The organism is Brachybacterium sp. p3-SID957 (genome assembly GCF_025144775.1).
GTDB classification, from domain to species: domain Bacteria; phylum Actinomycetota; class Actinomycetes; order Actinomycetales; family Dermabacteraceae; genus Brachybacterium; species Brachybacterium epidermidis.
In genome coordinates, this window is record NZ_JALXKT010000005.1 from 15,984 (window position 1) to 35,601 (window position 19,618).

The following is a 19,618-nucleotide window of genomic DNA, read 5'->3' on the forward strand; positions in this document are numbered from 1 at the left end:
TCATCCGCGCATTCGCACTGTTCCGGTGCCGGACACATGATTTGCCAGCTTGTCCAGCTGACTGCGGACCGGCGGGTCCAGTGCTCCGGGTGGCGCGAGCGTGCGGGGTGGGTCTGGCGATGCGGGTGCAGCAGTGTCAGGAGCGGCGCCGGGTGTGAGGCCGAGCATCCGATCCAGGTCGGGAACGGGTGAGCGATACCTGTGGCCCGTCGGCGCGGTGATCTCCAGGGTGCCCGTGTGGGCCCCCTCGGTGATCAGGCTGCTCACCCACCCGGGCAACTCCAGGACGTGGTTGAAGCGCTCGCAGACCCCCACACCGTTGTCGGGGGTGGTGGTGCCGCCATCAGCATGGCGGTGAACATGATCGATGTGGCGGATCGGTGCTTCGCACCACGGGGTGCGGCACTGCTGATCTCGCGCCAGGATGAAGCGACGCACATCCCCGGTGAACAGCCGCCGGCGGCTGTCCATGTGGACCAGGGAGCCGGAGACCGGATCCGTGTACAGGCGACGCACCCACCGACGGGCCCGTGCCGCTGAACCCGTCGGGCCGGTTGGGGTCGGAGCCGAGCGGAGGCCGGCCGGGTGGGGCTCGTCAGCGGGGCGTGGATCGCCCGCCGAGCTGAGACCGTCGCCGGGGTGCGGATGGTTGGCGGGGCGTGCTGGCACCGCGGGTGCATCGTGCAATGCGAGGTGACGCGCGACCGGGCCGGGCAGAGGGTGGCCCTCCAGCAGGGCGGGGTCTGCGCCGCCGGCCAGCAGGCTCCTGTCGGTCATCAGCAGCTGGATCTCGACGGGAGCCGCGGCGGCCTCATGGCCGGTGATGCGCGCGGCCAGGGTGTCAGCCATGATCTGCCCTCGGGAGCGATCGTCGCCCCGGGCACGTGCGGCGTCCGCGGCTGCGCGCAGTGACGCGAACGCCGAGACGCCTTCGGTCAGCGGCAGTAGAGCCGAGAGCGTCATCATCCCCTCGGCTGCCGGCCGCTGCGTGACGCGCCGCTGCGAGTGGTTGAGCCTCATCCGTGCCAGGGCCGCCTCCCGATCGAGGTCGTCGGCCTGTGCGCGAGCCCGGCGGCCAGCGGCGCGAGGGGACAGCTCATGGATGCTCGGGGCGAGCTCGGAGTCGATGCGGGCGCGATCCTCGTCGTCCAGGACCAGCACTGCCCGCGCGACCTCCTCTGCCGCCCAGGCGGAGATGTCCCCCTGGGCCATGCGACGCCAGATCTCAGGAAGGGACTCGACCACCACTCGACGCAGAGCGAGCTGGTTGCCCGCGCGAGCTGGCGATATGCGGCGGGCAAGGCCGATCTCGTGGCCCACGCCTGTGCCCCGGCGTGCCAGCGGCACTCCGGCCGCACGCTCGGATCGGACACGAGCCTGCCGCAGGGAGACCTCGAGGGAGGACTGCACGGCGTCCAAGGAGTTCTTGAGCGATTCGATCCGCCCGATCGCGTCGATGACCGCTGCGTCCTCGGTGGCGGCGTCCTCGGTGACGGCGGTGGTCCCCACGGGGGATCGGGCACTGTATGGAACAAGCATTGCGACGGCGTCCTGCACGGCACTCGCGGTCCGGCTGATCGCGTCGAGCACCGCATATGGATGGGTGGGCAGAGCGTCCACGGAGCACCTCCTCCCGACGCGCGGGAACATTTATATCGAATGTGCGTTCGAATATAGGGGAAGGGTATGACGCACGGACGGGGTGCTAGAACCGGCAGGGCAGGAATGTGGAAGGACCCGGCTCGGCCGACCAGCCCAGCGCGCTCAGCAGCCAGTCCCACGAGGGCTCGGCCAGTGCGAGATCAGCGGTCCAGAGCTCGAGGTGGTGCAGCCCTGTGCGGGCGGGCTCGGTCATGTTCGGAGTATATGGAGCGCAGGGCCCGTCGGCGGCCCTACGTGGTGACCCGGATCAGGGCCCTGGCGCCGCGCTCCATGTCCACGAAGGAGTGGTTGACCGCGGTGTAGGTGCCGGGTTCGTCGAACACCAGCTCCACGAACCCGCCCTGCGCAGCGCCCAGGTGCAGGGCCTGGGAGCCGCCCCCGGTCTCGTTGTCGGGCCGCAGCAGGTACTCGCCCTCGAAGAACACCGTGTCGAAGACCCCGCCCACCACGTGGAAGGAGATCCCGCGGGAGGGACCGGCGGCCAGCACCCAGATCCGCACCCGTTCGCCCACACGGGCCTCGAGAGGAGCGTGCACGTACTGATTGGCGTGCCCGTTGAACACCGTCATGTCCGGGCGCTCGGCGGCGATCTTGGCGGGACTGACCGGGTGCGCGCCCTCGTGCATCGCCTCCGCGTGGCCGGCGGCGCCCTCGGGCACCAGGTAGTGATCGGACTGCACCAGCACGTACTCCCGGTCGGCGGTCGCGAGGTCCTGCGGCGGCACGATCAGCACGCCCAGCAACCCGGCGGCCAGGTGCACCGTCATCGGCATCGTCGAGCAGTGGTACAGCCACGCCCCGGCGTAGTCCGTGGTGATCGTGTACTCGAGGGACTTACCCGGTGGGATCGTGCGCATCACCTCATCGGGGGCGACGCGGCCCGCATGCAGGTCAAGCGAGTGCCCCATGGAGCCGTTGTTGACCAGGTCCACGGTCAGTCGGGCTCCCAGCTCGGAGCGGATCACCGGGCCCACCACGGTGCCGTTGAACGTCATCGCGTCCATGCTCACGCCGGGGGCCACCTCCAGTGCGGCCTCGGTGATCTCGAGCGTGAGCCGCTGATCCTGGCCCGCGCTCGGCGGCATGGCGGCGTCGCGCACCGCATAGCCCTCGCCGGGCTCAGCAGCCAGATCCATCGGCACCCGGGCCAGTTCGTCACCGCCGGTGGAAGCACCGGCGCTGCCGCCGTGCGCGTGGCCCGTGGTCGCCGCGCCGACGGCGGTCACCCGCAGGGTCATGCCCATCGCACGATGGCCGACGATCGAGCACCACCCCGCCAGGTCGTGACTGATCACACCGGCCTCGACGGTGGTGGAGTCGCCGGGCTGGAGCCTCCCGGAGGCGGTGCCATCGGCGAGCACCAGGTCGTGCACGTCGTGCGGATCGTCATTGGCCAGCTCGATCACCAGGTCGTTGCCAGCGGGCACCTCGATCACATCAGGATGGAAGCGCATCTCGGCCATGCTCACCGCGACGGTGGTGGTCTGCCCGGTGGGACTCACCGCGCCACCCGCGGCAGGTGCGGCCGTACCACCGGAGCCGGAGGCGGCACCGGTGTCGCCGTAGGAGCCGTAGGCCCGGTCAAGCGAGGATCCGACGGCGGTGACACCCAGGACGGAGCCCGCCCCCAGCAGGGCCCCGGTGAGGGCGCGACGGTCCAGACCGGCAGGAGCCGACGGGTCCGTGCCTGAGCCGGGGGCCGATGGGCTCGCGGCGCCCGTCGTCGCCGTGGAAGCCGACGGGTCCGTGGCACCGCGCAGGGCAGGGGACGGCAGGGGCGCCGACGCGTCCGGCCCACCGGGCCCACCGGAGGCCATCAGCGCCTTCCGCTCCCTCACGCTGACCCGGATAGCCAGGACCATCAGCACCAGAAAGCTCAGCAGCGCGGCGAAGGCCAGCAGCGAGGCGAGCACGCGCGCCCACGAACCGAAGCCCGCGGCGTCGGTGGTGCCCACGGTCAGACCCGCGAACAGGGCGCCGCTGGCCGCCGTGCCCTTGTCGGCCAGCACGAACAGAGCGATCACCAGGTTGACGATCACGACGCGTACCACGGCGAACCGGCTCATCATCGCCAGGGAGGCGCGCACCGCGCGCGGCCCGCCACCCATGGTGACCGGCAGCAGGTAGCTCATCGCCCCCAGCAGCACCTGCAGCAGGAAGCCGGCGACGAAGGGGACGGTGAGGGTCTGGACGTCCGCGGCGACCAGGGAGCTGGCGAGCTGCTCGTCGGCCGAGCGCCACCAGAGCGCGGTCAGGCGCAGCAGGCCGAGCATGAACCACACCATGCCCGCCCCGATCGAGAGGATCGGGAACCAGGGCAGTTCGATGCGGTGCTCCTGGCGGGCGGAGCGGATGCCCGCCCGGACCAGGGTGATGGCCACCCAGGCGAAGGATCCCGCGTACACCAGGACGAACGCCACCCCCAGGCTCACCGAGGCGATGATCGCGGCGATCGACGCCCCCACCACGCCGACGCCCATGCCCACCAGGCCCCGAGCGGAGCGCGCGGTGGCGACCGGATCCGCCTTGGTGCGCAGCACGGTCGGCCACAGGGTCAGCAGGGTGCCGGTGACGGTGATCCCCACAAAACCCAGGATGTTGAGGATCTGATGGGCCAGCAGCAGCCTGCCCTGCCACGGCTCGCCCGGGCTGAAGGCCATCACTGCGCCCAGCACGGCACCGGCGGGCAGCAGGCAGGCCGCGCCGATGTAGGCCCGCACCGTGAACGCGAAGCGCGGCGCCAGAGCAGCACGCACCTGTGAGCCGAGGGAGATCGCGTACCAGACCAGCGCGGCGGAGACCAGGAGGGCACCGACCACCACTACCCACGGCCACGAGGGCAGCATGCCGGCGATCGTCACCGCCACGCCCGCCGTGAGCAGATAGCTGCGGGCCACCTGGCGGGGACGGCTCTCCTCGCCCAGGCGAGTCTTCAGCAGGGCCTCGGTGAAGTGCTGGCCCCACACCATGATCGAGGTGGAGATCAGGCCGAGGGTGACCATGTGGACCATCAGCCAGCGGGCCTGCGGCAGCCACTGGTGGGTCAGCACCACGACGACCAGCGCGATCATCCACCAGCTGACGGGGCGCGAGGCCCGGCGGTGCCAGGAGCGGCGGCCGCTGCTGCGCGGATCGGGGCGGCCCGGCTCCCGGGCGCCACCGGAACCGGAGCCACCGGAGCCACCGGAGTCACCGGGATCGCCGGAGCCGCCAAGGCCGCCATGGCCGCCGGGGAGCGGGGCAGGGGAGCCCGACAGGGTCGGGGTCGGGTGCTTCGTCGCGTCGGGCATGGCCACCTCGAGGCAGGATGCGGCACCAGGCGAGCTGGTGACCACGGCGCCGGGCCGACCCGGCGCACAATGGGCTTGCTGGCCCCGCCAGGCTAGAGGCGCGAGGGCTCCGGGGACGAGGCAGCGGGCCCGGATCCGACGAAGATCACGTCAGGTCGCGTCACGATGTCATATCGTCCTGCCGGAGCGTCAGCTGCTGCGGTGCTGCCGCTCGGTGCGTGGTGCTGCGGACGCATCCCGTGGGTCGCGTGTCGGCTCGTATTCCCGGGGCTCGTCGTCGACGTTCTCCGGGCCCGCCTCGTGCTGGGTGGTGAACTGCGCGACCAGGGCCCAGCCGAAGCGGACCACGACGATCACCCCCACCACCGCGAGGACGGCGGTGAAGGGGATCTGCACACCGGTGCGGGTGACCACGAACCAGATGATGAACAGGGACAGCCCCATCAGCACTGCATCGCGGAAGGCGGCCGTCACGCGGCGCCCCACCTGGGCCCTGCGCATGCGGCGCTCGGCCACCACGGCGTAGGCGGCGGCATCCTTCCGGGCGCGCGCGCTGCTGCGACGCAGGGAGTCGCGGCTCTCACGGGTGCCCTCGTCCAGGGCTCGACGCGCCGCGCGCGCATAGTCGCCGGTGCTCAGGGGCCGTCGGCGAGGAGCGTCATCGCGGGCCCGGTCGCGCCCCGAGCGGTTCGACTCGCTTCCCGAGCGGTTCGACGGGGGGCGGGGATGGTCCCGGTCGGCAGGGTGCCGTCGGTCCCGTGCGGGGCGCGACGCGCTCTGCGCCTGACGACGCGCCGTGTTGCGCGCGGCCTTCGCGTAGGTCTTCCAGTCGGCCATCGACTCTCCTCGGCCCGGTAGTGGAACGGTGCGCCCCTGTCATGCAAGGGAGCTAGCGGCGGTCGTCCTCCCGCCAGCGGATGTCGGCGTCCCGTCGACCGCGGTCGTCGTACGAGCGGTCCTGCTGCGCGCGCCGACGGGCTGAGCTCTCGTTCCAGTACGACAGCCCCACGTTCAGCGCGATCGTGATCACCACCGAGAGGAAGAAGCTCGAGAAGGTGGAGCGCACACCCGCCACGCGCAGGATGAGGAACAGCACGAGGATCGCGACCACACTGAAGCCGAGGGTGTCGCGGATGCGCTGGGTGAGAGTTCGACGGCGAGGCACGGGCCCACTGTAGTGCCCGTGCCTCACCGAAGCGTTCGTCGAGGAACGCCGTGCGGTGCTGCGTCCCGTTCCGGACGGGCCCGTCCGCGACGGGGCAGCCGGTTCGCTCATTGCTCTGGCGACGGTAGTCTGGCTCCGTCACCTGGGACGGCCCCGAGGCCGGAGCGCGGCCTGCCGTCCTCTGTCGATAACGAGAGGACCCCCAACCCGTGGACCTGTATGAGTACCAGGCCCGCGACCTCTTCGAGAAGCACGGCGTGCCCGTGCTCGGAGGAGTGGTCGCGGAGGATCCTGCCAGCGCCAAGGCTGCAGCGGAGCAGCTCGGCACACCGGTCACCGTCGTCAAGGCCCAGGTCAAGGTGGGAGGGCGCGGCAAGGCCGGCGGCGTGAAGGTCGCGAAGTCCCCCGAGGAGGCCGAGCAGCACGCCTCCCGGATCCTGGGCATGGACATCAAGGGCCACACCGTGCACCGCGTGATGATCGCCGAGGGTGCGGACATCGCCGAGGAGTACTACTTCTCCCTGCTGCTGGACCGCACCAACCGCAACTACCTCGCCATGTGCTCGGTCGAGGGCGGCATGGAGATCGAGCAGCTGGCCGTCGAGCGCCCCGAGGCCCTGGCCCGCGTGGCCGTGGACCCGAACGTCGGCATCGACGAGGCCAAGGCGAAGGAGATCGTCGAGACCGCCAGGTTCGACGCCGAGACCGGCGCGAAGGTCGCCCCCGTGCTGCAGAAGCTGTGGGACGTGTACCGCGAGGAGGACGCCACCCTGGTGGAGGTCAACCCGCTGGTCAAGACCGGTGCAGGTGACATCATCGCCCTGGACGGCAAGGTCACGCTGGACGACAACGCCGCCTACCGCCAGGAGGGGCACGGCGAACTGGTGGACACCCTCACCGAGGATCCCCTGGAGGCCAAGGCCAAGGCGCTGGACCTCAACTACGTCAAGCTCGACGGCGAGGTCGGCATCATCGGCAATGGCGCGGGCCTGGTCATGTCCACCCTCGACGTGGTCGCGTACGCCGGTGAGCAGCACGGCGTCAAGCCCGCCAACTTCCTGGACATCGGCGGCGGTGCCTCCGCCGAGGTGATGGCCAACGGCCTGGACGTGATCCTCGGCGACGAGCAGGTCTCCGCCGTGTTCGTGAACGTCTTCGGTGGCATCACCGCGTGCGATGCGGTGGCCAACGGCATCGTGGGCGCGCTGAAGAAGCTCGGCGACTCCGCCACCAAGCCTCTGGTGGTGCGCCTCGACGGCAACAACGTCGAGGAGGGCCGCCGCATCCTCGCCGACTTCGCCCATCCCCTCGTCACCCAGGCCGACACCATGGACGGCGGCGCCGCGAAGGTCGCCCAGCTCGCCGCCGAAGGAAAGTGAGCAGCACCCCCATGTCTATCTTTCTCGATGAGAACAGCAAGGTCATCGTCCAGGGCATGACGGGCTCGGAGGGCATGAAGCACTCCCAGCGCATGCTCGACTCCGGCACCGCCATCGTCGGCGGCGTGAACCCCCGCAAGGCCGGCCAGTCGGTCTCCTTCGACGGCGGCCACGAGGTGCCGGTCTTCGGCACCGTCAAGGAGGCCATGGAGGCCACCGGCGCGAACGTCTCCGTCGTGTTCGTGCCCCCGAAGTTCGCCAAGGACGCCGCGATCGAGGCGATCGACGCCGAGATCCCGCTCCTGGTGATCATCACCGAGGGCATCCCGGTCAAGGACAGCGCCGAATTCTTCAACTACTCCCAGGAGAAGGGCACCACCCGGATCATCGGCCCGAACTGCCCGGGCGTGATCAGCCCCGGCAAGTCCAACGCCGGCATCACTCCCGCGAACATCACCGGCGCGGGCAAGCTGGGCCTGGTCTCCAAGTCCGGCACCCTGACCTACCAGATGATGTATGAGCTCTCGGACATCGGCTTCACCACCTGCATCGGCATCGGTGGCGACCCAATCATCGGCACCACCCACATCGACGCCCTGGAGGCGTTCGAGCAGGACCCCGACACCGTCGGGGTGGTGATGATCGGCGAGATCGGCGGCGATGCCGAGGAGCGTGCCGCGGCGTACATCCAGGAGAACATGACCAAGCCGGTGGTCGGCTACGTCGCGGGCTTCACCGCCCCCGAGGGCAAGACCATGGGCCACGCCGGCGCGATCGTCACCGGCTCGGCCGGCACCGCGCAGGCCAAGAAGGAGGCCCTCGAGGCCGCCGGCGTCAAGGTGGGCAAGACCCCCACCGAGACCGCCGAGCTGATGCGGGAGATCATCAAGGGTCTCTGATCCCGACGGCTCCTGCGGCCTGAAAGCCGTGAGCGCGCGGCGCCCCGGATCCCCGAGCGGGACCCGGGGCGCGGTGCATCCGGGCCCCGAGCGCCGTGCGTGCGGGGATCTCCTCCTCGCGCAGGAGGCGCGACGCGCGGATCTCGCGGAGGCTGGTCCCATGATCAACTGCATCTCGCCCACGAGCGATCCCCGGCCCGACAGCGGCTGGGCCATCGTCGTGCTCGGCTCCGTCGTCCTGGGTGCCGTCCTCGCCTCGGTCCTGCTGTTCCCCGACGGCGTCACTGTCTCCATGGACCCCGGGTACCGGCCGATGCCGGTGCTGGTGCTGCTGGTGCCGGCCATGCTGTGCATCGCTGCGGCGCTGCTGCTGCCGGCGGGCCAGGGCTCCTCGGCGGTGCTGGTGACGCAGCCGGGCCGGGTGCGGGCGCAGACAGCCGGGCTGCTCGCTCTGGCCGTTGGGTTCTCGCTGCTGGTGCCGGTGCTGCCGCTGCCGGAGGACTACGTCCTGCTCAAGGCCCTGATGTTCATCGTGGTGCCGTGCGTGTGGCTCTGGTCCTCGGCCAGGCGCCATGGCGCCGGGGTGGAGATCCACCGGCCGAGCGTCCACCCGGCGGTGGTCGTACTGCCGGCACTGCTGCTCGGCGTCCTCTCGACTGTCGGCCCCTTCTCCAGCGGGTCCCCGACGGTCTGGCCGCCGCTGGCGACCCTCGTGGTCGGGGCGACGGCCACGGCGATCACCGCCGGACTGGGGGAGGAGCTGCTGTTCCGACGCTTCCTGCAGACCCGGCTGGAGGCCCTGTGCGGCCGATGGACGGGGATCCTGCTGGCCTCCCTGCTGTTCGGCCTGATGCATCTGTTCTCGCACCGGGTTGGCCCCCTGGGGGAGAGCGCCGTGCGGGTGATCGCCCTGCAGGGGACGACGGGGATCGCGCTGGGCGTGCTCTGGTCGCGCTGGCGACGCCTGTGGGTGTGCGTGCTGGCGCACGTGCTCCTCAACGGCCTCGCGGTGGTCCTGCACCTGCTGGGCCAGCTCGCCTGAAGCCCGCGGCGGCCCGGGGTCGTGCCGCGCGCCTGCCCGAACAGGCTCCGTGGCGAGTGCGCGGATAGACTCGTCACTGCCACGCGGCGGACCGGGCGCGAAGGAGGGGCTGTGAGCGGCGATCTGATCGACACCACCGAGATGTACCTCAAGACGGTGTTCGAGCTGCGCGAGGCCGGGGTGGTGCCGATGCGGGCCCGGATCGCCGAGCGGCTGGGGCACTCGGGGCCGACGGTCTCGCAGACCGTGGCGCGCATGGAGCGCGACGGGCTGCTGCACCTGGACGACGAGCGACGGATCCGACTCACCGACGAGGGGCGGGAGCTCGCCACGGTGGTGATGCGCAAGCACCGCCTGGCCGAACGGCACCTGCTCGACGTCATCGGCCTGGACTTCGCCCTGGTGCACGAGGAGGCCTGCCGCTGGGAGCACGTGATGAGCCTCGAGGTGGAGCGCCGCATCGCCCAGCAGCTGCAGCCGCCGTACGTCGATCCCTACGGCAACCCCATCCCCGGCCTGAGCGACCTGGGGATCTCGGAGACCGCGGTCACCCCGGAGGGTAAAGACAAGGCCAACGCGCCCATGGTGCTCTCCGAGGTCGCCACGGACGACCGGCCCACGCCGGTCCAGCTGCGCCGCATCGGTGAGCGCGCCCAGAGCGACATCGAGCTGCTCGGAGAACTTGCACGTCATGAGCTGTATCCCGACGCCAGGGCGGAGGTATGGCGGCAGGGGCGAGACGTGGTGCTCCGGGCCGAGTCCGGTGCCGCTGTCACCCTCTCCGACGTCATCGCTGGTCAGCTCCTTGTGACCCCGATCGCAACGGAGTAAAGCCTCCGTCAAGGTCTGCCCCAGAAGCGGCCCGGGACACGGACGGTCCCGCTCATGCGCACCTATCGTCGTACCCGTGCCGCGGCGACCTCGCCCGGCATGTCCACCGGCAGGCCCCGTTGCGCGCCGGATCCGGACTGCGAGCATCATCGAGCGCACAGGCGAGAGCCTCGGGGCTGGGAGCCACACGTGTCGAACACTGCGAAGAACACCCACCGTCGCGACGTGCGTACGGTGACCCCCGCCGTGCGCGCAGGCCGCGCTGCCGCCGGCGCCGCGATGGCAGCCGGGATCCTGCTCGGCGGTGCCACTGCCGCGACCGCTGAGCCGAACGCCGAGGCGCCTGCCCCGCAGGCCGACGCCGCCGCCGCGGCCGTGCTGGCTCCCGTGGTCGCCCCGGCCGTCGGCATCCCCAGCGCCGATGTGGCCGACGAGGCCGAGGCCGCCCCGTCCCTGGCCCCCGCCGCCGGTGCGATCTCGATCGTCCTTCCCGAGCCGGAGCCGGAGCCCGAGCCGGAGCCGGTGGTGGAGGACCAGGACGAGCAGGAGCACTCCGTGGACCGCTCCGAGCGCGAGGACAGCAGCGAGAGCCGCGAGGACAGCAGCGAGAGCCGTGAGGACAGCAGCGAGAGCCGTGGGGACCGCAGCGAGAACCGCGAGGATCGCAACGAGGACGGCGAGGAGTCAAGCGAGGAGCGTCGTTCCGAGGGTGAGAGCCGCTCCTCCCGCTCCAACGACCGGTCCGAGGCGCCGCGTGAGGAGAAGCAGGAGCAGAAGCAGTCCTCCGACTCGGGCATCTCCCCGGGCAAGGGCAGCTCCATCCTGGCGACCGCTCGCAGCGGCATCGGCACCCCGTACGTCTACGGCGGCACCAGCCCGTCCGGCTGGGACTGCTCCGGTTTCGTGCAGTGGGTGTACGCCCAGCACGGCATCAGCCTCCCCCGCGGTGCGGCCGATCAGGCCGCTGCCGGGCGCGTGATCCCGCGTTCCGAGGCCCGCCCCGGCGACCTCGTCTACAAGCCCGGCCACATCGGGATCTACGCCGGCGGCAACATGTTCGTCGACGCGGGCAACACGCGCGTGGACACCTCCGAGCGCAACATCTACTCCGGGAACTGGACCTTCATCCGCATCGGCGGCTGATCCAGCCCACCCGCACACGGCCCTGCACCCCTCCCGGATGCAGGGCCGCTCCCATTCCCGGGCGGCTGCGCCGGGTACCGTGGGCACGTGTCCTCCGCCCGTGACCTCCTCGCCGCCGCTCTGCTGCTGATCGCGACCGTGCTGGGCGCCCTGTGGATCCCGGCTGCGTGGCTGGACCGGACGGTCATCGAGCAGGAGGGCTTCCTCGCGGTCACCGAGCCGCTGGCCGATGACCCTGCGTTCCAGCGCACCCTCACCGACAGCGCCGTCGCGCAGATCCTGGGGGATGAGCGCGTGCCGGACTGGATCACCGAGCGTGTCACGCCCTTGGCGGAGGAGCAGGCCGCGCGGATCACCGGGACCGAGGTGTACGGCAGTGTCTGGGATGTGACCATGCGCGAGCTGCACGGTGCGCTGTTCAGCCCCGGGGCATCGGACCTGGACGTGGACCTGGGGCCCGCCATCGACGCCATTCTCAGCGGCATCGAGGATCACCTCCCCCTGGGCATCACCGTCGCCCGGCCGGAGGACGCCACCGTCACCCTGGCCACCATCCCCGATGTCCCGCTGCTGGCGAAGGCCGCCTCGCTCTCCCCGTGGGCGCACCGGCTGGGGCCGGCCGCGCTGCTGCTGCTCCTGGTCGCGCTCACCGTCGCAGCGCACCGCCGCACGATGCTCACCCTTGCCGGGGTGGGCGGCATCCTCGCCGGAGGGGCGGTGTGGCTGCTGGCCACCCGCATCGAGGACGTGGTGCCCGACAGCGTCGATCAAGCCGTGTTCGTCGGCCCGATCGTGCAGGTGTTCCAGGAGAAGTTCACCACCGAGGTGATGCCGCAGGGGGTGATCATGCTCGGGGTGGGCGCACTGGTGATGGCCGTCGGCCTGGTGCTGATCGGCCTGCGCCGCAGCGCGTGAGGGCCGGCCTCAGACGTCGGTCGGTGCTGCTGTCAGATGCTGCCGCACTGCCAGGTCGATCAGCCGGGCCGCTGTGCGGGCGGTGCGGGAGTCGACGTCGAGGCCGGGATTCAACTCCACCACGTCGATCAGGGCGAGCTTCCCGCTCGCCGCGGCAGCACGGACCGCCGTGACGATCAGCGGCAGCGGTACGCCCAGTCCCGCCGGGGCGCTCACACCGGGGGCAGCCGCTGCAGGCAGCACGTCCAGGTCGATGGTGAGGTAGAGGACGTCCAGATCCTCGACGACCTCCTCCACGAAGCTCTGCACGGCGCCTGTCCCGCCGTCCAGGCATTCCAGGTCGGTCAGCCAGCGCACGCTCAGTTCGCGAGCGGTGTCGAACAGTGCGCCGGTGTTGGACGCCTCCGAGATGCCGAGCACCGCGTAGATGAGGTCCCGCCCAGCGGCCCTCTCGGCCTCGGCCATCTGCAGGAACGGGGTGCCGGAGGTGGCACGGTCCTCCCGTCGCAGGTCGAAGTGCGCATCGAGGTTCAGCACGCCCCAGCGGGGTCGCGCTTCGGGGGCGTCGGTGCCGACGCCGTGGGAGCTGACCAGTCCCAGGTAGCAGGCCCAGGCGGTCTCGTGCCCCCCGCCCAGCACCACCGTGAGCAGGGAGCCAGGAGCGCCGAGCGCGGAGGCGATCATCGCCGCGGCGTCGCGGTGGCCGGTCTCCAGGTCCTCGCCCACGGTGACCGCGTCCCCGTGGTCCACCAGCTGTACGTCGCCGCGGGCGATGCTCGGGTGCGGGACCATCGGAGCCAGGGCGGAGCGCAGGGCCTCGGGTCCGTGGGCAGCGCCCGTCCGACCGCCGTTGCGGCGCACGCCCTCGTCGGTGCGGAAGCCGACCACCGCGACGTGCGGTGCGGAGCTCCCCCGGGTCCGCTGGGCGGGCCGCACCCGCTGGTGCCACCGGGCGTGATCAGGACCCTCGCCGTCGACGCGGCCGGTCCAGGCGCGGAGCGGAACAGGGGCGCTGTGGTCGTCCATCGGCGGCGGTCCTCCGGGTGCGTGGGGTCGAAGCGACGGGGTGCCGCTGTTCCCATGGTGGCACCTGCGGTCCCTGAGGCCGGGCCGCATCCCCCCCGACTGTCCGAGATCCCGGACGGCTCCGGGCTGGAGCACTCACCCGGTGCTCGGGGACATGCTGTGCTGAAGGGGTCCCACTGCAGCGACCTCCCAGACCCAGGAGCACACCATGAGCCTTCCCGGCGCCCGCCCCGTTCGCGCCCCCCGCGGCACCGATCTGACCGCGAAGAGCTGGCAGACAGAGGCCCCGCTGCGGATGCTGATGAACAACCTCGACCCTGAGGTGGCCGAGCGGCCCGATGACCTGGTGGTCTACGGTGGCACCGGCCGCGCCGCCCGCTCCTGGGAGGCGTACGACGCGATCGTTGCGACCCTGAGGGACCTCGAGGACGACGAGACGCTGCTGGTGCAGTCCGGCAAGCCCGTCGGAGTGCTGCGCACCAACCCCTGGGCCCCGCGGGTGCTGCTGGCCAACTCCAACCTGGTGGGGGACTGGGCCACCTGGCCGGAGTTCCGTCGGCTCGAGGCCGAGGGCCTGATGATGTACGGCCAGATGACCGCCGGGTCCTGGATCTACATCGCCACCCAGGGCATCCTGCAGGGCACCTATGAGACCTTCGCGGCCGTGGCCCGCAAGCGCTTCGAGGGCACCCTGGCCGGCACCATCACCCTCACCGGGGGCTGCGGAGGCATGGGCGGGGCACAGCCCCTGGCCGTCACCCTGAACGGCGGGGTGTGCCTGATCGCCGACGTGGACCGCTCCCGCCTGGAGCGCCGCCGCTCCAAGCGCTACCTCGATGTGATCGCGGACGACCTTGACGACGCGATCGCCCGCGCCACCAGTGCCCGGGACGAGAAGCGCGCCCTCTCCATCGGCATCGTGGGCAATGCCGCCGAGGTGTTCCCCGCCCTGCTGGAGCGGCAGTGCAAAGGCGAGATCCGCATCGACGTGGTCACCGACCAGACCAGCGCCCACGATCCCCTGTCCTACCTCCCCGTCGAAGTGGACGTGGAGAACTGGCAGGCGGAGGCCGAGGCCGATGCGGAGGGCTTCACCAAGAAGTCCCGCGAGTCGATGGCCCGGCAGGTGCAGGCCATGGTGGAGTTCCAGGACCAGGGTGCCGAGGTGTTCGACTACGGCAACTCCATCCGCGACGAGGCCCGCCACGCCGGATACGACCGCGCCTTCTCCTTCCCCGGCTTCGTGCCCGCCTACATCCGCCCCTTGTTCTGCGAGGGCCTGGGCCCCTTCCGCTGGGTGGCGCTCTCGGGGGATCCGGAGGACATCGCCGTCACCGACGCGGCACTGAAGGAGCTGTTCCCCGAGAACGAGCACCTGCACCGCTGGCTGGACGCCGCCGGGGAGCTGGTGGAGTTCGAGGGACTGCCGGCTCGGATCTGCTGGCTGGGCTACGGCGAGCGGCACCGCGCGGGGCTGTGGTTCAACGAGCTGGTGCGGGAGGGGAAGGTGAAGGCCCCGATCGTGATCGGCCGCGACCACCTCGACTCCGGCTCGGTCGCGTCCCCGTACCGCGAGACCGAGGGCATGCTCGACGGCTCCGACGCCATCGCCGACTGGCCCCTGCTGAACGCCCTGACCGCGACGTCCTCCGGCGCCACCTGGGTGTCGATCCACCACGGCGGCGGCGTGGGCATCGGCCGCTCCATCCACGCCGGGCAGGTGGGCGTGGCCGACGGCACCGATCTGGCCGCCCAGAAGCTGGACCGCCTGCTCACCAACGACCCGGCCATGGGCGTGATCCGGCACGTGGATGCCGGCTACTCCCGCGCCGCGGACGTGGCCCGGGAGCGCGGGGTGCGGGTGCCGATGCAGGCCCGGGCGAGGGACTGAGCCCGCGGGCCTGCTGGTCCGACCTCTCACCGGGGGCACAGCCGTGGACCGGGAGGCCGGCACCGTGACGGTGACCAAGCCCTGGGGGCCGGGCGGCCCCAACGCTCCCAAGACAGTCACCATGGCCTACGACGAGTACCGGGAGACCTTCGGGCGGACCACCGTCGGACGCACCGAGGACCCGGGATTCCTGCAGCGCCATGGGATCGGTGACGGCGTGGGGAGCCCCTGAGGGTCTCGCCCGTAGTCCGGTACCTCGGACAGTTCTCCGAGGAGGCCGCCATGGCCCCAGCGTGCAGTCCGTAGATTCGGTGCATGGCCGCCACCCTCATCACCGGGATCTCCGAGCTCTGGACCTTCGACCCCGCCCTCGAGGACCCGTCCGCGCCACCGCGAGGCATGTCCGACGGACAGCTGCTCCGCGATGCAGCCGTGGTGATCGACTCCGGCCACATCGCCTGGATCGGACCTGCCCCCGAGGCCCCCGCGGCCGACGACCAGGTGGACCTCGGGGGCCGGGCCGTGCTGCCGGGCTGGGTGGACTCTCACACCCACCTGGTGTTCGCCGGGGACCGCTCCGCCGAGTTCGAGGCGCGGATGGCAGGGGAGTCCTACGCCGCCGGTGGCATCGCCGTGACCACCGGGGCGACTCGCGCCGCGCGTGACGAGGAGCTGCTGGCCCTGGTGCGCAGCCGGATCACCGAGGCCGTGCGCGGCGGCACCACGTGCTCGGAGACCAAGACCGGGTACGGCCTCACAGTGGACGAGGAGGCCCGGGCAGCCCGCCTGCTGGCCCAGCTCCATGCCGCAGGCGAGATCGACGAGATCACCTACCTCGGTGCCCACCTGGTGCCCGGCGAGTTCGAGGGCCGGGGCGAGGAGTACGTGGACCTGGTGGCCGGCCCCATGCTCGAGGCCGTGCAGGACGCGGCGGGACCCGCCCTGCGCTGGATCGACGTGTTCTGCGAGGACGGCGCCTTCGATCCCGAGCAGTCCACGCGGGTGCTGCGCGCCGGCGCCGACGCGGGCCTGGGCCTGCGGGTGCACGGCAACCAGCTTGGCCGCACCGGCGGTGTGCAGCTGGCGTGCGCTCTGGGGGCGGCGAGCGTCGATCACCTCAACCACCTCGATCCCGCCGACGTCGACGCCCTCGCCGCGACCGCGGCTCTGCCCGTCGCGCCGGGCGAGGAGCCCGGTGTGCTGGATGCCCGGACCGGGCCCACTGTGGCGACCGTGCTGCCGGCCTGCGACCTCTCCACCCGCGCGCCCCTGGCCCCCGCCCGAGAACTGCTCGAGGCCGGGGCCCAGCTCGCGATCGCCTCGAACTGCAACCCCGGTACCAGCTACACCAGTTCCCTGGCGTTCTGCGTGGCCACCGCGGTGCTGCAGATGCGGCTCACCCTCGCCGAGGCCGTGCGCGCCGCCACCCGCGGCGGCGCCCTCGCCCTGCGCCGCAACGACGTGGGACACCTCGGCGTCGGTGCCCGGGCGGACCTGCACGTGCTCGATGCCCCCGCCGCGATCCACCTCGCCTACCGCCCCGGCATGCCGCTCACCCATGCGGTGTGGCGGCGCGGGACACGCGTCCTCTGATCTCCCTCACTCACCCCGGTACGGCCCTTGGACGGGCCCGCCCATCCCCACCCGACACAGGAGTTCCCATGACCTCGACGAACGCCTCCCCGAACCCCTCCGCCGCCTCCGAGCCCCCCGTCGTCACCCTCGGCACCGCCGGCCTCACGGCAGGTCACGTCCTCGCCGTCGCCCGCCGCGGCGCCCGCGTGGACCTCGACCCCGCGGCCCGGGACGAAGTGGCCCGGGTGCGCGCCCACGTGGATGCCCTGGCGGCTCCCGGCCATGCCCCGGTGTACGGGGTCTCCACGGGCTTCGGGGCGCTCGCCGACACCGCCATCGACCCGGGCATGCGGGGCGCCCTGCAGCGCTCCCTGATCCGCTCCCATGCGGCCGGCGCCGGCCCAGAGGTGGAGACCGAGGTGGTGCGTGCGCTGATGCTGCTGCGTGCCCGCACCCTCGCCTCCGGCCGCACCGGCGTGAGGCCCGTCGTGCTGGAGACCATGCTGGCGCTGCTGAACGCGCACATCACCCCCATCGTCCACGAGTACGGCTCCCTGGGCTGTTCCGGGGACCTGGCCCCGCTGTCCCACTGCGCACTGGTGCTCATGGGAGAGGGCCGCGCCCGGGATCGCGCCGGCGAGGAGCGCCCCGTGCGCGAGCTGCTGGCCGAGGCCGGCATCGAACCGATCGAGCTGGCGGAGAAGGAGGGGCTGGCGCTGGTCAACGGCACCGACGGGATGCTGGGGATGCTCCTGATGGCCATCGCCGACCTCGACGAACTGGTGCGGATCGCCGACGTCACCTGCTCGCTGACGGTGCAGGGCCTGCGGGGCCGCGACAGCGTGTTCCGGCCCGAGCTGCACACGCCGCTGCGCCCCCACCCGGGACAGGCGGCATCGGCCGCCAACATCCTGGACCTCCTGCAGGGGTCACCGATCATCGCCGACGTGGCCGCCGAGGGGTCACGGGTCCAGGACGCCTACTCCCTGCGCTGTGCCCCGCAGGTGGCCGGCGGGGTGCGGGACACCCTGGACCATGCCCGCACCGTCGCCGAGCGCGAGCTGGCCGCCTCCATCGACAACCCCGTGGTGCTCGAGGACGGCACCGTCACCTCCAACGGGAACTTCCACGGCGCACCGGTGGCCTACGTGCTGGACTTCCTGGCCGTGGTGGCCGCGGACCTCGCCTCCATCGCGGAGCGCCGCACCGACCGCATGCTCGACAAGGCCCGCTCCCACGGGCTGCCGCCGTTCCTGGCCGACGACCCCGGCGTGGACTCCGGCTTCATGATCGCCCAGTACACCCAGGCTGCCCTGGTCTCGGAGATGAAGCGCCTGGCCATGCCGGCCAGCGTGGACTCGATCCCCTCCTCGGCGATGCAGGAGGACCACGTGTCCATGGGCTGGCACGCGGCCCGCAAGCTGCGCACCGCGGTGGAGAATCTGCGCCGGGTGCTCGCCATCGAGCTGCTCACCGCTGCCCGCGCCTGCGACCTGCGCGCACCACTTGCCCCGTCGGCCGCAGGTGCGGCCGCGATCGCGGTGCTGCGCGGCACGGTCGACGGGCCGGGTCCTGACACGTTCCTCGCGCCCGACATCGCGGAGGCAGAGTCGCGCCTGGCCGACGGCTCCGTGCTCGAGGCCGTTCAGAGCGTTACGGGCCAGCTGCGCTGAGCACATCAGGGCCCGGTCCTCTGACCGGGCCCTGATCAGCGGGGATGCACAGAGATCACATGTGCACGAGGATCTTCACCTCGGTCTCGCCGTGGTCGCGAAGGCGCTTGTAGCCGTCCTCGACAATGTCATCGACTGAGATCTTCCGGGTGATGAACTTCGAGAGGTCCACAGCACCGCTGCGGGCCAGCTCGATGGCCTCCACGTGGTCGTTGGCGTAGCCGATGGAGCCGCCGATGACCTTGTCGCCCATGATCAGCTGGCCGGTGAGGTCCAGCTCCACCGGGCTGACATGGATCGCGACGACCTCGAGGCGCCCGCCGGGGCGCAGTGAGGCCAGCAGGGCGTCGACCACCGGCTTGATCCCGGCCGCGTCGAAGGCGACGTCTGCGCCGACGCCATCGGTGAACTCGCGTACCACCGCGGGCAGGTCCTGCTCACTCGGATCGACGACCAGGTCAGCGACGCCGGTGGACCGGGCGATATCCTTGCGGGCCGCGGAGACCTCGCTCATGACGACCCGCATCCCTCGGGCCTTGAGGATCGCGGCGGTGAGCAGCCCGATCGGGCCAGCGCCACCGATCACCGCGGTGCCGCCGTCAACCACGCCGGCGTGCTTGACGGCATGCATGCCGACCGCCAGCGGCTCGATGAGAGCACCCTGGTCCAGAGGCAGATCACCGATCGGGTGCACGAAACGCTGCTCGGTGACGATCTGCTCGGCGAGCCCGCCACCGCGACCGGAGATCCCGATGAACCCCATTTTCTCGCACAGGTTGTATCGGTTCGCGTTGCACGGCGGGCACTGGCCGCACACCATCAGCGGCTCCACGACGACGTTGTCACCGATGGCGAGCCCCTCAACGCCCTCACCCACCTCGGTGATCGTGCCGGAAAACTCATGCCCGAAGACCACCGGCAGCTGCTCACCGGAGATCGGATGCGGAGAATCGGCCGGTGCCGGCGGGATCGGGCCATCGAAGTACAGGTGAAGATCGGATCCGCAGATCCCGGTGAATGCCGGAGTGATACGCACGGTGCCGGGCAGCAGCTCGGGCGCGGGCACCTCCTCCAAGCGAACGTCTTCCTTGCCGTAATAACGCACTGCACGCACGGGGCCTCCTCAG

Annotated in this window: 17 protein-coding genes; 10 read left to right on the forward strand and 7 right to left on the reverse strand. The window is 71.5% G+C overall.

Features of this window, described 5'->3' with window-relative positions:
- From M3B01_RS01780 to M3B01_RS01800, 5 genes are all read right to left on the reverse strand, one after another.
- On the reverse strand, positions 1 to 1,620 hold the full coding sequence (locus M3B01_RS01780; protein WP_259789148.1) for an HNH endonuclease: 1,620 nt from the start codon (positions 1,618 to 1,620) through the stop codon (positions 1 to 3).
- An 85-nt stretch (positions 1,621 to 1,705) separates the two neighbouring features.
- On the reverse strand, positions 1,706 to 1,855 hold the full coding sequence (locus tag M3B01_RS01785) for a hypothetical protein (protein ID WP_228019066.1): 150 nt from the start codon (positions 1,853 to 1,855) through the stop codon (positions 1,706 to 1,708).
- 37 nt (positions 1,856 to 1,892) lie between these two features.
- Complete coding sequence (locus M3B01_RS01790) at positions 1,893 to 4,952, reverse strand: multicopper oxidase domain-containing protein (RefSeq protein ID WP_259789149.1); 3,060 nt, start codon at positions 4,950 to 4,952, stop codon at positions 1,893 to 1,895.
- Positions 4,953 to 5,141: 189 nt separating this feature from the next.
- Positions 5,142 to 5,789 carry a hypothetical protein gene (locus tag M3B01_RS01795; protein ID WP_193865499.1) on the reverse strand — a complete coding sequence of 216 codons (648 nt, stop codon included), beginning with the start codon at positions 5,787 to 5,789 and terminating at the stop codon, positions 5,142 to 5,144.
- Between the two features lie 52 nt (positions 5,790 to 5,841).
- A complete protein-coding gene (locus M3B01_RS01800) occupies positions 5,842 to 6,117 on the reverse strand; it encodes a hypothetical protein (RefSeq protein ID WP_193865498.1) in 276 nt (91 codons plus the stop codon).
- A gap of 209 nt (positions 6,118 to 6,326) precedes the next feature.
- Here M3B01_RS01800 and sucC point away from each other — a divergent pair, with 209 nt between their 5' ends.
- From sucC to M3B01_RS01830, 6 genes are all read left to right on the forward strand, one after another.
- Positions 6,327 to 7,496, forward strand: coding sequence for an ADP-forming succinate--CoA ligase subunit beta (sucC, locus tag M3B01_RS01805; protein WP_193865497.1), 1,170 nt, complete (start codon positions 6,327 to 6,329; stop codon positions 7,494 to 7,496).
- 11 nt (positions 7,497 to 7,507) lie between these two features.
- Complete coding sequence (gene sucD, locus M3B01_RS01810) at positions 7,508 to 8,395, forward strand: succinate--CoA ligase subunit alpha (protein ID WP_193865496.1); 888 nt, start codon at positions 7,508 to 7,510, stop codon at positions 8,393 to 8,395.
- Between the two features lie 160 nt (positions 8,396 to 8,555).
- Positions 8,556 to 9,437: a CPBP family intramembrane glutamic endopeptidase gene (locus M3B01_RS01815; RefSeq protein ID WP_259789150.1), complete on the forward strand. Its 882-nt coding sequence runs from the start codon at positions 8,556 to 8,558 to the stop codon at positions 9,435 to 9,437.
- 111 nt (positions 9,438 to 9,548) lie between these two features.
- Positions 9,549 to 10,268 carry a metal-dependent transcriptional regulator gene (locus M3B01_RS01820; RefSeq protein WP_259789151.1) on the forward strand — a complete coding sequence of 240 codons (720 nt, stop codon included), beginning with the start codon at positions 9,549 to 9,551 and terminating at the stop codon, positions 10,266 to 10,268.
- A 189-nt stretch (positions 10,269 to 10,457) separates the two neighbouring features.
- Positions 10,458 to 11,411 carry a C40 family peptidase gene (locus tag M3B01_RS01825; protein ID WP_259789152.1) on the forward strand — a complete coding sequence of 318 codons (954 nt, stop codon included), beginning with the start codon at positions 10,458 to 10,460 and terminating at the stop codon, positions 11,409 to 11,411.
- 87 nt (positions 11,412 to 11,498) lie between these two features.
- On the forward strand, positions 11,499 to 12,326 hold the full coding sequence (locus tag M3B01_RS01830; protein WP_259789153.1) for a hypothetical protein: 828 nt from the start codon (positions 11,499 to 11,501) through the stop codon (positions 12,324 to 12,326).
- Positions 12,327 to 12,335: 9 nt separating this feature from the next.
- On the opposite strand, the gene hutG is transcribed toward M3B01_RS01830, so the two are convergent.
- Complete coding sequence (gene hutG, locus M3B01_RS01835; RefSeq protein ID WP_259789154.1) at positions 12,336 to 13,352, reverse strand: formimidoylglutamase; 1,017 nt, start codon at positions 13,350 to 13,352, stop codon at positions 12,336 to 12,338.
- 208 nt (positions 13,353 to 13,560) lie between these two features.
- Here hutG and M3B01_RS01840 point away from each other — a divergent pair, with 208 nt between their 5' ends.
- The 4 genes from M3B01_RS01840 to hutH all read left to right on the forward strand — a co-directional run bounded on the left by M3B01_RS01840 (position 13,561) and on the right by hutH (position 18,491).
- Positions 13,561 to 15,243, forward strand: a complete 1,683-nt coding sequence (locus M3B01_RS01840; RefSeq protein ID WP_259789155.1) for a urocanate hydratase — start codon at positions 13,561 to 13,563, stop codon at positions 15,241 to 15,243.
- A gap of 64 nt (positions 15,244 to 15,307) precedes the next feature.
- Positions 15,308 to 15,475 carry a hypothetical protein gene (locus M3B01_RS01845; RefSeq protein ID WP_259789156.1) on the forward strand — a complete coding sequence of 56 codons (168 nt, stop codon included), beginning with the start codon at positions 15,308 to 15,310 and terminating at the stop codon, positions 15,473 to 15,475.
- Between the two features lie 83 nt (positions 15,476 to 15,558).
- A complete protein-coding gene (gene hutI, locus M3B01_RS01850) occupies positions 15,559 to 16,836 on the forward strand; it encodes an imidazolonepropionase (protein ID WP_259789157.1) in 1,278 nt (425 codons plus the stop codon).
- 68 nt (positions 16,837 to 16,904) lie between these two features.
- Entirely contained in the window at positions 16,905 to 18,491 is a 1,587-nt protein-coding gene (gene hutH, locus M3B01_RS01855; RefSeq protein ID WP_259789158.1) for a histidine ammonia-lyase, read from the forward strand.
- 55 nt (positions 18,492 to 18,546) lie between these two features.
- Here the strand turns inward: hutH and M3B01_RS01860 are convergent, their stop codons facing one another.
- Positions 18,547 to 19,605: a 2,3-butanediol dehydrogenase gene (locus tag M3B01_RS01860; protein WP_259789159.1), complete on the reverse strand. Its 1,059-nt coding sequence runs from the start codon at positions 19,603 to 19,605 to the stop codon at positions 18,547 to 18,549.
- Positions 19,606 to 19,618 lie beyond the last annotated feature (13 nt).